General features: G+C 53.9%; 11 protein-coding genes. 7 read left to right on the top strand and 4 right to left on the bottom strand.

Annotation, left to right across the window (positions count from 1 at the left end):
- The first annotated feature begins 84 nt into the window (after positions 1 to 84).
- The 4 genes from KTE_RS14130 to KTE_RS14115 all read left to right on the top strand — a co-directional run bounded on the left by KTE_RS14130 (position 85) and on the right by KTE_RS14115 (position 4,692).
- Entirely contained in the window at positions 85 to 2,112 is a 2,028-nt protein-coding gene (locus KTE_RS14130) for a hypothetical protein (RefSeq protein WP_201381883.1), read from the top strand.
- A 266-nt stretch (positions 2,113 to 2,378) separates the two neighbouring features.
- The gene (gene modA, locus KTE_RS14125) at positions 2,379 to 3,212 is read left to right on the top strand and encodes a molybdate ABC transporter substrate-binding protein (protein ID WP_201381881.1); all 834 of its coding nucleotides are present in this window, start codon (positions 2,379 to 2,381) and stop codon (positions 3,210 to 3,212) included.
- Between the two features lie 15 nt (positions 3,213 to 3,227).
- Positions 3,228 to 4,058, top strand: coding sequence for an ABC transporter permease (locus tag KTE_RS14120; protein WP_201381879.1), 831 nt, complete (start codon positions 3,228 to 3,230; stop codon positions 4,056 to 4,058).
- A gap of 172 nt (positions 4,059 to 4,230) precedes the next feature.
- The gene (locus KTE_RS14115) at positions 4,231 to 4,692 is read left to right on the top strand and encodes an SRPBCC family protein (protein ID WP_201381877.1); all 462 of its coding nucleotides are present in this window, start codon (positions 4,231 to 4,233) and stop codon (positions 4,690 to 4,692) included.
- A gap of 78 nt (positions 4,693 to 4,770) precedes the next feature.
- Here the strand turns inward: KTE_RS14115 and KTE_RS14110 are convergent, their stop codons facing one another.
- The 3 genes from KTE_RS14110 to KTE_RS14100 all read right to left on the bottom strand — a co-directional run bounded on the left by KTE_RS14110 (position 4,771) and on the right by KTE_RS14100 (position 8,707).
- Entirely contained in the window at positions 4,771 to 6,261 is a 1,491-nt protein-coding gene (locus KTE_RS14110) for an aldehyde dehydrogenase family protein (RefSeq protein WP_201381875.1), read from the bottom strand.
- Between the two features lie 211 nt (positions 6,262 to 6,472).
- Complete coding sequence (gene rho, locus KTE_RS14105) at positions 6,473 to 7,741, bottom strand: transcription termination factor Rho (protein ID WP_201381872.1); 1,269 nt, start codon at positions 7,739 to 7,741, stop codon at positions 6,473 to 6,475.
- Between the two features lie 522 nt (positions 7,742 to 8,263).
- Positions 8,264 to 8,707 carry a hypothetical protein gene (locus KTE_RS14100; protein ID WP_157507109.1) on the bottom strand — a complete coding sequence of 148 codons (444 nt, stop codon included), beginning with the start codon at positions 8,705 to 8,707 and terminating at the stop codon, positions 8,264 to 8,266.
- Between the two features lie 602 nt (positions 8,708 to 9,309).
- On the opposite strand from KTE_RS14100, the gene KTE_RS14095 reads away from it, so the two are divergent.
- The 3 genes from KTE_RS14095 to KTE_RS14085 all read left to right on the top strand — a co-directional run bounded on the left by KTE_RS14095 (position 9,310) and on the right by KTE_RS14085 (position 11,898).
- Entirely contained in the window at positions 9,310 to 9,762 is a 453-nt protein-coding gene (locus KTE_RS14095; protein WP_201381870.1) for a hypothetical protein, read from the top strand.
- A gap of 436 nt (positions 9,763 to 10,198) precedes the next feature.
- Positions 10,199 to 10,681, top strand: coding sequence for a septum formation initiator family protein (locus KTE_RS14090; RefSeq protein ID WP_201381868.1), 483 nt, complete (start codon positions 10,199 to 10,201; stop codon positions 10,679 to 10,681).
- Between the two features lie 437 nt (positions 10,682 to 11,118).
- The gene (locus tag KTE_RS14085) at positions 11,119 to 11,898 is read left to right on the top strand and encodes a gamma-glutamyl-gamma-aminobutyrate hydrolase family protein (RefSeq protein WP_007912885.1); all 780 of its coding nucleotides are present in this window, start codon (positions 11,119 to 11,121) and stop codon (positions 11,896 to 11,898) included.
- Between the two features lie 344 nt (positions 11,899 to 12,242).
- Here the strand turns inward: KTE_RS14085 and KTE_RS14080 are convergent, their stop codons facing one another.
- Positions 12,243 to 13,337: a BMP family protein gene (locus KTE_RS14080; RefSeq protein ID WP_201381866.1), complete on the bottom strand. Its 1,095-nt coding sequence runs from the start codon at positions 13,335 to 13,337 to the stop codon at positions 12,243 to 12,245.
- Positions 13,338 to 13,377 lie beyond the last annotated feature (40 nt).

Genomic DNA, 13,377 nt, shown 5'->3' with positions numbered 1-13,377 from the left:
ATATTGGCAGTCACGTTACCGGATTGGTAGGAGTCAACACGTAGCGTAGGCTGTAGAGATAGTGCATCGAGTGTAGAGAAGAAGATGAGCGAGAAGCAGCAGCACGAGGAAGCCCAGGCCCTCTATGCCCAGGGCCTATGGTATAGTAAACAGGCAGAAGGAGAGCGCCAGGACTACCTGGATAAAGCGATAGCCTGCCTGCAAAAGGCCCTGGAGCTTTATAGTATCCATGAGACACCCACAGAGTGGGGGCGCGCGCAAAACGCGCTGGGCGAGATCTATGGCAGCCTGGAGAGAGGGAATCGCCAGCTTAATCTCAGGCGGGCTATTGCCTGCTATCAAGCCTCACTAGAGATCTTCACACGTGAGCAAGCGCCGGGCGAGTGGGCGCAGGCCCAGTATGGATTAGGCCTGGCCCATCTCTCACTGCCCGGAAAGGATACGCGCCAGAGCCTGGAAAAAGCCCTACTCTACTTCCAGAACGCACTCAAAGTCTACACGCTACAGGACTATCCCCTGGCCTGGGCCATGGTCAACAATAGCCTGGGCAATCTCTACTGCCTCCTGCCAAACGAAGATCGCTACGATACACTGAAACAGGCCATTAACTGCTACGAGAACGCGCTCAAAGTCTACACCAGAGATCGCGCTCCAGAAAACTGGGCCATGACACATCAGCACCTGGGCAATGTCTATGCCTTTCTCCCAGGTGGAGACAGGCAGACACACCTGCGCCGCGCCATAGAGCACTATCGCGCCTCCCTGGAAATCAATACCTATGAGCATACACCGGAGCACTGGGGCGACATCATGCATAGCCTGGGCAATGCCTACCGTAATCTCCCCCCAGGCGAAGGCGAGGGCGAAGAAGCCAATCTTCGCCAGGCCATTGACTGTTATAGCCAGGCCCTGCGCGTCTACACCCGCGAGACATATCCCCTGGAATGGGCCTCCACGCAGACCAATCTCGGTATTACCTATAACCTGCTGCCGGAAGGAAATGAGCAAGAACGCCTGGAGAAAGCCATTCAACAATTCCAGAATGCGCTTGAGGTCTATACGCTTGAGGAACATCCTGTCGAGTGGGCCAAGACGAATAATATGCTGGCCCTGACCTACCTGGACATGCCAGATGGGAATGAGCAGGAGAACCTGCGCCAGGCCATTACCTGCTTTGAAAACACCCTGCGCGTCTATACACGTGAGCAGTTTCCTATTGGCTGGGCCAATGTACAGAGCAACCTGGGACAGGCCTATAGCCGCCTGGAGAGTGGAGATATCCAGCAGCACCTACACCAGGCCATCAGCAACTTTGAGGCCGCGCTCACCGTCTATAATCGTAAGGCCTACGCCTTTGACTGGGCGCGTGTACAATTCTCCCTGGGAGGCGCGTACGGCTCCTTATTAGAAGAGCGCCAGGAGCACCTTCAGAAGGCCATTACCTGCTACCGTGCGGCCCTACTTGTCTATAATAGCGAGTACACGCCCCTGGAGTGGGCCGCGACCCAGACCAACCTCGGCACCTCCTACTGCCACCTGCAAGACGAGAAACCCGAGGTCCGCCAGGAACACCTTGAGCATGCGATTGCCAGCTTTGAAGCGGCTCTCAAGATCTACCAGCCAGAGCTACACCCCCTGGACTGGCAGAAAACCCAGAGCAATCTGGGCTTTGCCTATGCCGAGCTTCCCCATGGTGATCATCAAAGTAACCTCTACCATGCGATATCACACTATGAGGCCGCGCTCCAGGTCGACTTCGCCCAGGCGGCTCCCATAGAATGGGCCTCCCTGGTCTTCAACCTGGCCAACGCCTACCGCGAATATCAGGAAGGCAACCGGCAGAAAAATCTGGAGATGGCTATCGCCCTCTATCAGGCAACCCACAAGGTCTATACCCCCACCACCTTCCCTCTCGAATGGGCCGCGACACAGAATAACAGTGGTAACACCCTGCGTGAGCTTCAGATCGGCGACATCCGCGCCAATCTGCAAGCCGCCATCACCTGCTACGAGAACGCACTTCAGGTCTTCTCAGCCCTCAGCATGAACACATACGCCCTGGCAGTACAGGAGAATATAGCCTCCGTCCAGAAAACGCTCCAGACACTTTAGGTGGGTCAGAGTCCCCAAGCATATACGTCCCTTGCAATCCTCATAGCACCTTCTAAACAAATTATTGTATGTGGCGCTGGCTGGCGGCATTCGCCAGCCAGCGCCACATACAATAAAAATCTAACCTTGACTTCCATAAGCCCTGCTCGTATACTCAATCATTGAGTACTTGTTTGCTGAGTATAAGAAGCTAGACGCGAGCTGACGGGCTAAGATGCAAACATCCCTATGTATCACGCCTGCGCTCGGATAAGGAGGTCCTCATCATGGTGCGCAAATATCGCAGCTTATCGATCCTATTGTCACTATTTACACTACTCCTGATGGCCTGCGGAGGCACGGACACATCGACGAACACCAAACAAAATACGACGAGCACCTCGCCTGTGACCCTCAATGTCTTCGCCGCTGCCTCGCTTACCGAGTCTTTTAAGGATATAGCCACCCAGTATAAGCAGGCGCATCCCAACGTGAACATCACATATAATTTCAATGGCTCGCAACTCCTTGAGCAGCAGATCGCCAATGGAGCCAGCGCCGATATCTTCGCCTCAGCCGATCAGACAAATATGAAGAAGGCCAGCGATGCCAGCCTGGTCACCACCAGCAAGGTTTTTGCTCGCAACAAGCTGGCGGTCATTGTTCCATCCAGCAATCCTGGCAAAATTCAAGCGCTGAAGGACCTGGCCCAGAAAGGCAAGAAGATCGTAGTCGCGGCCCCTTCTGTCCCGGTTGGAAAGTATATGTTGCAGGTTTTGGATAAGATGGGCAAGTCCACCGACTACGGCAGCAGCTATGAGAGCGCCGTCAAAGGCAACTTTGTCTCTCAGGAGGAGAACGTCAAGGCTGTCGTACAAAAGGTACAGACGGGCGAGGCTGACGCGGGCTTTGTCTACCTGACGGATATCACGCAGGCCGTTTCGTCGAAGGTAACGATTATTGACATCCCTGATACCCTTAACGTCATCGCCGAGTACCCTATCGCTGTCACCAAAGACGCGAAACATGCTCAGGATGCGCAAGCGTTCATTGATTTCGTGCTCTCTACGCAGGGCCAGGCCATTCTCACACGCTACCACTTTATCAGCGTGAATAGTTAATAAAGGAGAGGGCATATGGAGCAGTCAAGCAAGCAACATCTCATGTACCGGACAGGGCAGTGGCGAGGGCGCGGGGGAAACCTCCTCTTTCGCCTGGGCATCGGACTGTTGAGCGCGCTTTTTCTCCTTTTTCTGGGTATTCCCCTGGTCGCGCTGCTCTTTCACGAGGCCCCTGCTGTCGTCTGGAGCGAGTTGCAACAGCCAGATATCCTCCAGGCCCTACAAATCAGCCTGTTCACAACCACGGTGAGTACCCTCCTGGCCGTTATCTTTGGCCTGCCCGTGGCCTATCTCCTGGCGCGTGGTAAATTTCGTGGGCGCGGCTTTCTGGAAACCTTAGTAACCATGCCAACCGTTCTTCCACCAGTGGTCGCGGGCGTGGCCCTGCTATTGACCTTTGGACGCATGGGACTGCTTGGGAGCTATCTTCGTACTTTTGGCATCAGCATCCCCTTTACCACCGTCGCCGTCATTATGGCCCAGACCTTTATCGCCGCCCCTTTCTTTATCAATAGCGCCAAGGCCGGGCTAGAGCAGATGGATCGGCGCTACGAGCAGGCGGCCTATACACTGCGGGCCTCCGCCTGGTATACCTTCGGGCGCGTGACCCTCCCGCTGATTCGTCCCGCGCTCCTGGCGGGAGTTGGCCTGAGCTGGGCGCGCGCCCTGGGTGAATTTGGCGCGACGATTACCTTCGCGGGCAATTTTCCCGGCATCACCCAGACGATGCCCACCGCCATCTATCTCGCCTCGCAGGACGACCTGGATAAAGCTATCGCCCTGGCCGTAGTGCTGCTCGCCGTCTCCTTTGGCCTACTGCTGGCACTACGCATCAGGCGCGTATAAAAGGGGGGAGCATATAGGTAGACCCGGTTCACTTGGTGCGCTGTGTATGTTGATAGTAGCAGTGACAGGCGAGCAGCACAGCCTGTGCACAGGCATCACCAGGAAGAGATAACACATTAAGCAGAACCGGGGCTGTCCATCAGCCCTCCACCAGGAAGGGAAGATTTTCACCATGGGAGAATATGAGCGCTCTATTAAGATCCAGGCACCCAGGCGCCAGGTAGAAGACTTCATGTCGGATGTGAGCAATCTGCCCAAGTACCTGCCGACAACCAAGCGCGCGGAGCCACAGCAGGGCGAGCGTGTACACGTCGAGGGCGAGGCTCATGGGCACCACTACGACTCGGAGGGCTTCTTCCGCGTTGACAAGAGCAAGAACCGTATGGAATGGGGCGCGGAAGGCGAAGAGCGCTATCGCGGCTGGCTCGCGGCCAAAGGTGATGAAAACAAAGGCCCGACCGAGGTCACTGTTCATCTATCTTTCGAGCCTTCGCCCAAGATCAGCCGCGAACTGCACGAGGGCACCGGCTCGCAGGAACAAACCATCAACGAAAGCCTGGATCACGCCCTGCAATCCCTCAAGAATCTCGTCGAGGGCACCGGCGGCAAGGTTGAAGGCCGCGCCGAGCGCTAGCAGATCATACACTCAAAGTCTATACACGAAAGCGAGGGACCTGCCCGCGGGCAGGTCCCTCGCTTTCGTGTATAGACTTTAACTATCAATCTGGGCTTTCTGGAGTTTGCCGCTGTAGTCGGTGTAGACCACCTTCCATTCGGTGAAGACATCCAGTCCGGCGATGCCCGCCTCGCGGTGACCGTTGCCGGTGCCGCGCGTGCCGCCGAAGGGAAGTTGGATCTCGGCTCCCGTTGTGCCGGAATTGATATAGAGGATACCCGTGGTCAGGTCGCGCATGGCTCGCTGGGCGTTGTTGATGTTCTGGGTATAGATCGCGCTGGAGAGACCAAAGGGCGTCTGGTTGTTGACCTTGATGGCCTCGTCAAAGGTATCAACCGCGATCACGGAGAGCACCGGGCCAAAGATCTCCTCCTGGGCGATGCGCATCTCCGGGCGCACATCTTTAAAGAGCGTCGGGCGATAGAAATTCCCGGAAGTCAGCCCTTCGCCTTCAGCACACGCTCCACCTGTTACCAGGGTCGCTCCCTCGCCCTGGCCAATCTCGACATAGGCATGAATCTTCTCAAGCTGGCTGGCATTGATCACCGGCCCGACATCTACCTGCTCATCCAAACCATCACCCAGGCGCAGTTGCTCAATACGCGGCAGCAACTTCTCTAGCAAGTGATCATGCACGCCACGCTGTACGATCAGGCGGCTACAGGCGGTACAGCGCTGGCCCGTGGTACCATAGGCACTCCAGAGAATGCCCTCCACCGCCAGTTCCAGGTCGGCATCATCGAGAACAATAACGGCGTTTTTGCCACCCATCTCCAGCGAGACGCGTTTCAGCGATTGTGCCGCCTCGACCGCTACATGACGTCCCGATTCAGTCGAACCGGTAAAGGAAATGACCGCCACGTCGGGATGGTGAATCAGGGCCTCGCCTACCTCCTGACCAGAGCCGCACACGAGATTGACTACGCCCTCAGGCAGACCAGCTTCCTGAAGGATCTCGACCAGGCGCAAGGCACTCTGTGGTGTATCCGAGGCGGGTTTAAGGACAATGGTATTGCCGGCAACCAGCGCCGGAAACATCTTCCAGGTCGGGATGGCAATGGGAAAGTTCCAGGGCGTGATGCAGGCCACAACCCCCACGGGATCGCGCAGAGCCATACCACTCTTATTGGGTAGCTCCACGGGCACGGTATAGCCAAAGAGGCGGCGGCCCTCACCAGCCATATAGTAGGCCATGTCGATGCCTTCTTGCACATCGCCGCGTGTCTCTTTGAGTACCTTCCCCATCTCGCGCGTCATGATACGCGCCAATTCCTCTTTGTGGCGCGAAAGCAGCTCGCCAACACGAAAGAGAATCTGGCCGCGCTTGGGCGCGGGAACGAGACGCCAGCCCTCAAAGGCCTGGCGGGCCGAGGCGACAGCCGCATCTACGTCGGCCGTGGACGAGAGCGGGAAATGGCCCAGGGTTTCGCCTGTGGCGGGATTATAGTTGGCAAAGGTTCTTCCCTCACGCGCGGCCTGCCACTTGCCACCAATGAAGTTTTGAAATGTCTGCACAGTAGTCGTCATGCAATACCTCCTGACAAAAAATACAGCGCTCCACCATCTGGACCGCTCAAGCGATGAGACGAGAGAAGGCCAGTTCTGCTAGCTGGTATCCTGCTCGTTGTGGTTCTACTAGCATTTAGTATGCTATGCCAAACCACCAGTCAGGCGCAAGAGCGAGGTGAAGCGCTGTATATATCAGGGAATATGCGATTGTGAAGCAGTCAAACGACTGTTACGAGATGCTCCCTTTGAGGGTCGCCAGGAACTCCATGTTGTTGCCTGTCTTCGACATATGCTGCAAGAGAGCCTCCATGGCCTCCAGACCCGTGCGGCCTTGCTGATCGGACAGGGTCGCGAACATGCGGCGCATGACCACAACGGCGCGTAGTGTCTTCTCGTCGAGCAGGAGTTCTTCGCGGCGAGTGCTGGAGAGGGAGATGTCGATGGCGGGGAAGATGCGGCGTTCGGCAAGTTTACGATTCAGGACGAGCTCCATATTGCCGGTACCTTTGAACTCTTCGTAGATCACATCGTCCATACGGCTGCCTGTATCAACCAGGCAGGTACCGATAATGGTCAGGCTACCACCCTCTTCAATCTTACGGGCGGCACCGAAGAAGCGCTTGGGGGGGAAGAGCGCGCTGGGATCGAGACCACCTGAGAGGGTACGCCCACTTGGCTGCACAGCCAGGTTATAGGCGCGACTCAGACGCGTGATACTATCGAGCAGAACGACGACATCGCGTCCACCTTCCACCAGGCGCTTGGCCCGTTCGAGCACCATCTCAGCCACGCGTGTATGCGCCTCTGTTGGCTCGTCGAAAGTTGAGCTAATGACCTCGGCCTTCACGGAACGCTTCATATCCGTGACTTCCTCAGGGCGCTCACCAATCAGGGCGATCATCAAATGCACATCGTCATAGTTCGCGGTGATGGAATTGGCGATGGACTTGAGGAGCATGGTTTTACCGGCTTTAGGAGGGGAGACGATCAGGCCGCGCTGTCCACGACCGATGGGGGAGACAAGGTTAATGATGCGTCCGGAGATGTTGGAGGCACCCGTCTCAAGGTTGAACATCTCTCGTGGGGAGATCGGCGTCAGAACCTCGAAATGGGGTCGCCGTTTAGCGACTTCCGGATCGACACCGTTGATCGCCTCGACGCGCAACAGGCCATAGTATTTCTCGTTATCCTTGGGTGGGCGAACCTGGCCTGACACCATGTCACCGGTACGCAGGCCAAAGCGGCGAATCTGCGATTGCGAGACATAGACATCCATATTTCCGGGCAAGAAGCGCTCTTGACGGAGGAAGCCAAAGCCATCTTCAACGATCTCCAATACCCCTGCGCTAAAGATGTTGCCTTGCTGTTCAGTGTTGGCCTGGAGGAGTCGGAAAACGAGGTCTTGTTTCTTGAGGGTGCTGTAGCCGGAGAGTTCGAGGTCGCGAGCGATATCACGTAACTCCGGCAGCGTTTTAACTTCTAACTCTGCAATGTTCACGGTATGTAGGGCGGCGAAGCATTCAATTGCTTGAGGAAAGCGCCCCTTCTCCTTTCTGGGTTGAACCTAGATGAAATTGGTGGGAAAGAAACAAAGCTTTGACTGGAAACAAAGCTTTTAATGAAAGTACAATCATGCGGGAAGAGCAGACCTCCCCTGTAAAGCGTGGTTGTGGCATCGGGTAGCTTTGATGAAGTAAGAGGTGCCAGCTAATGGTCCAAAGAGCATGTACGACTTCTCAACACATAGCCATCGTTGGCGTGTAAAATTTTGGAATTTGCACTTGGAATTTGTATTTGTGTGCCTGGAATTTGCTTGGACCTGGTTGTTCACCAATGGTGGCGTGGCACACATCTTTGGAGCTAGCATGAATATATCATATGGTATAAAGAGATGTCAAGAGCTGGAGTACATATCTACCTTCACATCCACTGGAGCAGTGATTAAGGTTGATTGCCAGGATCAGGAGTGTAGAAGAGAGAAGGGAGAAAGGATATCAACAACAGCTACACTCACAGAGGACTAGCGCGACCTACGACCACGACGCGCAGAATAGCGCGCACTCAGCCAGCTCACCCAGCCAGCTTTCTGTTGCTTATCATAAAAGGGATACCACTCTTTGTCAATCCACTCATTACAAAGGTATAGCTGTTCACCCAGCGAGCGCTGCTCTAGCTCTTTATCAACAACGCTATTAGCGTGAGGATGCTGATATAGGCGCGGACGTGGAGAGCCGAAGCCGTGCACATAGTGCACCAGTTCATGCGCAATTGTCGTGATTAGCACACATTCTGGCACTTGCGCAACCTGGAGCAAAGAGTTAATGCCAATGAAGGATGTGTTCTCATCTAACGTCATGCGAATCACTCCCAGGCGCGTCTTCCAGGGATAGCAGTAGGCAATACAGACCTCGTTGACAGGTTGAATATCAGCAAAATAACTCTTCCAGATGTGCTCAAGATACACATTTATATCCCGCTCAGGAGAAAACACACTTGCATCATTTATAGAATTTATGGCAGGAGATTCTGCGGTCATTAAGAGCATTTATGGACTCCTTAGGATGGTAACACAATAGGTACTTTAAGACTAGTATAGCAGCACTGCTCTAATCGTGAACATAAGTTTTTATATCTGTAAGAGGTAACACTATCAGGACTTCTCGCCACTACGTGGCTCGCAGGGGTATAGGATATGCGGTGGAGGTGGGTCGGCGAAGCCGACCCACCTCCACCGCATATCCTATACCCCTGCGAAGCGTCGCAGACGCTGAGAGTACCACGTCTAACAAGAGCTCAGCATGACTTTAGTCTTAAGGGAAAGTAGGGGACTTTCGAAGTGTGCGGATGGGCAAGGGGAGAGTAAGGACAGCCAGAGAAAAGGGCGTGGTCTTCACCCTAAAAATCCTTGGGTCAAAAGCTTAAAGGCAGATTGTAGAAAATTAGATTCCACTTAAAGCTGCAAAAAGTGCGCCAAATCTGGCCAATATTGGCAAGTTTTTCGTCATATTTCCGATACTTCTACTCGTATAGAGAATAGATGTGTAGTAGGAATAAGGAGGAGACACAATGACCTGTACATTGAGCAGCACAATCGAAGCCATTGAAATGCCCCTGTGGTCTCAAGAAATTCCGGCCACATCAGAGGCAGCATACAAGAGATATGAGACCGCGCCTATGGTTGCGATCGCGCCAGTACCTGCCACCAGGGTTTCCCCTACAACCGACAAATTGAGTGAAGAAGAGCTTCACAGCTCATTTGAGGAAGCGCTGGAAGAGCGCATCAACTCTGGAGAAATGCGCCGCATCAGCGCCTTGCTTGAGGAGCTGCCTTCTTCTCGCCCATTGCCCCACACCGGGCCACTGGCACCGAAACAGATAGTGCCATCCGAGTTGCAGAAGTTACTCTCCACCCTGGGAACACTAAGCGCGAAGAGCTATGCCTTGCTCATCAGCTTCGGACTCCTGTGTGTGCTGCTTGGCTTCGATCTCCTGGGTCTCCTCCTCCTCACGACACGCTAGTCGCCGGTGTGCAGGGGAAAGCTGCCCTCCTGCCATAGAATGGGGATAGCGCATTTTCCCTCCTCCTTCTCTCGTTTCTGGAAATACTTTCGGTCCGCGAGACGTTGTAGTATATATAGTAGTGTTATTTTCCTGGGCAGGTGCTGTGACTGACAGGGTCCACCACACATCGCCTACCCAGGCAAGCATCGCAGATGCGAGAAATCAAGCTAAAACTTGCACCACTAAATTTCAGCAAATTCAGCAAATTCTAATAACCATTCGATACAGAGCTTACCTGCAAGCAAGTCATTTCCCAGGCGCATAGAGGCTCAAACATAGCCTTCATATCATGGGACCGACAAAATGCTACTTCTAGCGCGTTTATTTCGTATTAAGTACTAAAGGCAAGGGCGCAGGTAGTTACGCGGCGTCTCGCCGATTGAGAGGAGCGATTGTGCAGCGACGATCAAGGAAGCCACAATTTCCTGCACGCCCCGAGGAGAGTTACGGTCATGTGACCTCCGCCATAGGTCTGGAGGAGACCTTCGGTCACCAGCGGGCCAGGAGGCAGTCTCTCTTCAAGCAAACGCTGATGTGGATTACGGGGCTAATCTGCGCGGTGCTCCTGCTAGGAACCCTGGCTCAGGCCTGGTCCAATAGCCAGTTGACGCAGACGGTACAGAGCGAGCAACTGCGCTTGCAGTCCCTGCAACAGCGCAATGACCAGCTCAAAAAAGACGTAAACAAGTATAAAGATCCAGCCGTAATCGAAAGCGAAGCCAGGCAGCAGTTAGGCTATGTACGTCCAGGCGAGAAGCCTGTTGTAGTCGTACAAGCTGATACGACAACCACAACCAGGACAGCATCCACCAGGACCACGAAGAGTGACTCAGGCTACTGGCTGGAGTGGTTGCAGGCCCTCTTTGGCAATGGCTAAGCCATCTCGATAAGCCAAAGGTCCTCTTGTAAGCGTCCAATTCTTGACATTACTTGTATGATAAATGTATAACATCTGTATAGAAATGTCATAACAAGCTTAAACGTCAGGTAACAACAGATGAAGCAGCAGCGTGTTCTTGCGACAAAAATTACCCTTATGATTATTCAGCTCCAGCATTGGCTGGAGCTTACAGGGTTTGTAGTAAGAACATTGCGTTTCGTGGAATGAGGAAGTAGCAGCTACCCGCTAGCGAAACGCACAAACGCAAGTTTGGTGTTTCGCTTTTTTTATTATGATTTTATTCCGAAATCCAACCCCCATTCGGGGACAAGCGCGCTCAGGATTTCGGATAAGAAGATCTTCCTTGCGGATGTTTTCACCGCAATCATCAATGTGAACGAGTTTGAACACATTTAGAAAGGCAGTAACTGGTAATGCGTCCATTAATCGGTATACCTTGCCATGCAGGCGTGGGGGCTGAGTCGGATCGGCCCATATTCTACAACAACATAGCATACATACGGGCAGTGGAAGCAGCGGGTGGCGTCCCTATTCTCATCCCTATTCTTGACGATCTCGCTGGCCTCCAGACGCTTCTGCCTCGCCTTGATGGCTTGTTACTCTCAGGTGGAATCGACTTGCATCCACGTCACTATAATGAAGAGCCACATCCTATGCTGGGAAAAACCAACCCGCAACTCGATGATTTGGAGCTGGAACTAGTCCGCTGGGTTGTGCGGGAGAATCTTCCCACAATCGGTATTTGCCGTGGTATGCAGATGTTGAATGTGGCCCTGGGTGGCAGCCTCTACCAGGATCTGGAGGCACAGTATCCCCAGAGCTTGAAGCATCCCAACTGGGAGTTGCCGCGCAATCAGATCGTCCACCGCATCAACGTTCAGGAGGAGAGCCGCATGGCTACTATCCTGGGCAAGTATGATCTGGGCGTCAATAGCCTACATCACCAGGCGGTGAAAGAACCTGGTTCCGGGGTCATCATCAGTGGACGGGCAGAGGATGGTGTGGCGGAGTTATTGGAGATACCTGATCATCGCTTTATGCTCGCGGCCCAGTGTCATCCCGAAGAAATCTGGAATGATGAGCCAGCATGGAAAAATCTCTTTGGAGCCTTTATTGAGGAATGCTCTCAGCCTGTAGTCAAGCAACTTCATGCCATGGATACAGTACTCGAGGTTAGTGCCAGGACGGCCTAAGGATTTTTGACCCATGAGAGACGCCTGTACGTCTGAAGTCAGGGATTACGCCCTTCTTTATCTTCACTCGCACACACGTTTACCTGAGCCTACCTCTTATGCGAAAACCAACGCCACTCTCGTGGCTAGCGCTCCGCGCTCAGGTTTTCTGATAAGGCCTACAGTAAAATTGATAATAAACAAACCTATGCCAATGTTGTCATACTTGGTTCTTATTCCGAAATCCAACGCCGCTCTCGCGACTAGCACTTCGTGCTCAGGATTTCGGATAGGTAGACACTAAAAAGTCGAAAGCGGCCACCCAGAGTAGAGTAACCGCTTTCGACTTTTGCGTTTGATCGTATTTATTTGTCCGCAGGAATGTCAGCAGGCGGCGTCAGCGTGCCGCTCTTGATCATCTGCGCGAACTCGTCGGCCTTGGCCTTGGCGTCGGCAGGAACATCGCTCGAAGGCGTCGCATACCCAACACCATCCTGCTTCAGGTCGAAGACGGGAGGAGTGTTGGTGTACTGGTTCTTCGAGAAGTTGACAATCGTGCTGTAGACAGCGGTATCAACACGCTTGAGAGCGCTGGTGATGACATCGCTGTGCAGGTAACCCTGGTCAGCGTCGACACCAATACCATACACGCCCTTCTGGTTGGCGGCGTCCAGTGCGCCGATACCACAACCACCAGCGACCTGGAAGACGATGTCCGACTTCTGCTGGTCGATCTGGGTCAGGGCCATGTCTTTACACTTGGCGACGTTGGCGAAATCCTGGGAGAAGCCAACCACAACTTTGACCTTGGGATCGACCTTCTGCGCGCAGTACTTGTAGCCCGCGATGTAGTGGTTCACGGGGGGGATCGCCTGGCCACCAACCGCGCTAATAACATTTGAACCGGAGAGCTTTGGCAGCTTGCTCTTGCCATCAAGCTCCATCTGGCCCGCCATCGCACCTACGAGACAACCCGCCTCCTGCTCTTTGAAGAAGAGCGGCGCGACGTTTGGCAGGGTGGTGCAGTCAGACTGACCTGGAGCCGTGGCACAGCCATCAATGATGGCGAATTTTTTGTTGGGGAACTGCTTGGCAACCTGGTAGATAGGGGTCTGCATCAGGAAGCCAACGGCGAAGACGAGGTCAGCAGCCTGGGCAGCCTGGGTCAGGTTTGAGACATAGTCGTTCTGTGATGTCGACTGAATGACGCGCTCGTCGAAGTTCAACTCTTTCCTGGCTTTGGTATAACCAACGTATGAGAGGTGGTTAAAGCCATTGTCATTCAGGCCGCCGATGTCGGTTACCAGGGAGACCTTGATAGCGGGAGTTGTGTTATTGCCGGTGGTGTTCCCACCATTTGAGCTACCGCCACAAGCAGAGAGTACCATGGCCACAAGCGAGAGCAGCAGAGTAATCTGGACGAACCAGCCATACTTACCACGCAAATACGGGCGACGCATTCGATAGGGTCCTTTCTCCTCTATAGATAGAGAAATATAA

Origin of the sequence: Ktedonobacter sp. SOSP1-85, assembly GCF_016587415.1 — a bacterium.
In the GTDB taxonomy this organism is placed as follows: domain Bacteria; phylum Chloroflexota; class Ktedonobacteria; order Ktedonobacterales; family Ktedonobacteraceae; genus Ktedonobacter.
Note: the sequence above shows the minus strand (reverse complement) of the source record. Positions and strands in the feature narration are given on the sequence as shown.

What these genes read in the sequence shown, in the direction of transcription:
- KTE_RS14130 (WP_201381883.1), top strand. Translation starts at nt 85, where the DNA reads ATGAGCGAGAAGCAGCAGCACGAGGAAGCCCAGGCCCTCTATGCCCAG.
- modA (WP_201381881.1), top strand. Translation starts at nt 2,379, where the DNA reads ATGGTGCGCAAATATCGCAGCTTATCGATCCTATTGTCACTATTTACA.
- KTE_RS14120 (WP_201381879.1), top strand. Translation starts at nt 3,228, where the DNA reads ATGGAGCAGTCAAGCAAGCAACATCTCATGTACCGGACAGGGCAGTGG.
- KTE_RS14115 (WP_201381877.1), top strand. Translation starts at nt 4,231, where the DNA reads ATGGGAGAATATGAGCGCTCTATTAAGATCCAGGCACCCAGGCGCCAG.
- KTE_RS14110 (WP_201381875.1), bottom strand. Translation starts at nt 6,261, where the DNA reads ATGACGACTACTGTGCAGACATTTCAAAACTTCATTGGTGGCAAGTGG.
- KTE_RS14095 (WP_201381870.1), top strand. Translation starts at nt 9,310, where the DNA reads ATGACCTGTACATTGAGCAGCACAATCGAAGCCATTGAAATGCCCCTG.
- KTE_RS14085 (WP_007912885.1), top strand. Translation starts at nt 11,119, where the DNA reads ATGCGTCCATTAATCGGTATACCTTGCCATGCAGGCGTGGGGGCTGAG.
- KTE_RS14080 (WP_201381866.1), bottom strand. Translation starts at nt 13,337, where the DNA reads ATGCGTCGCCCGTATTTGCGTGGTAAGTATGGCTGGTTCGTCCAGATT.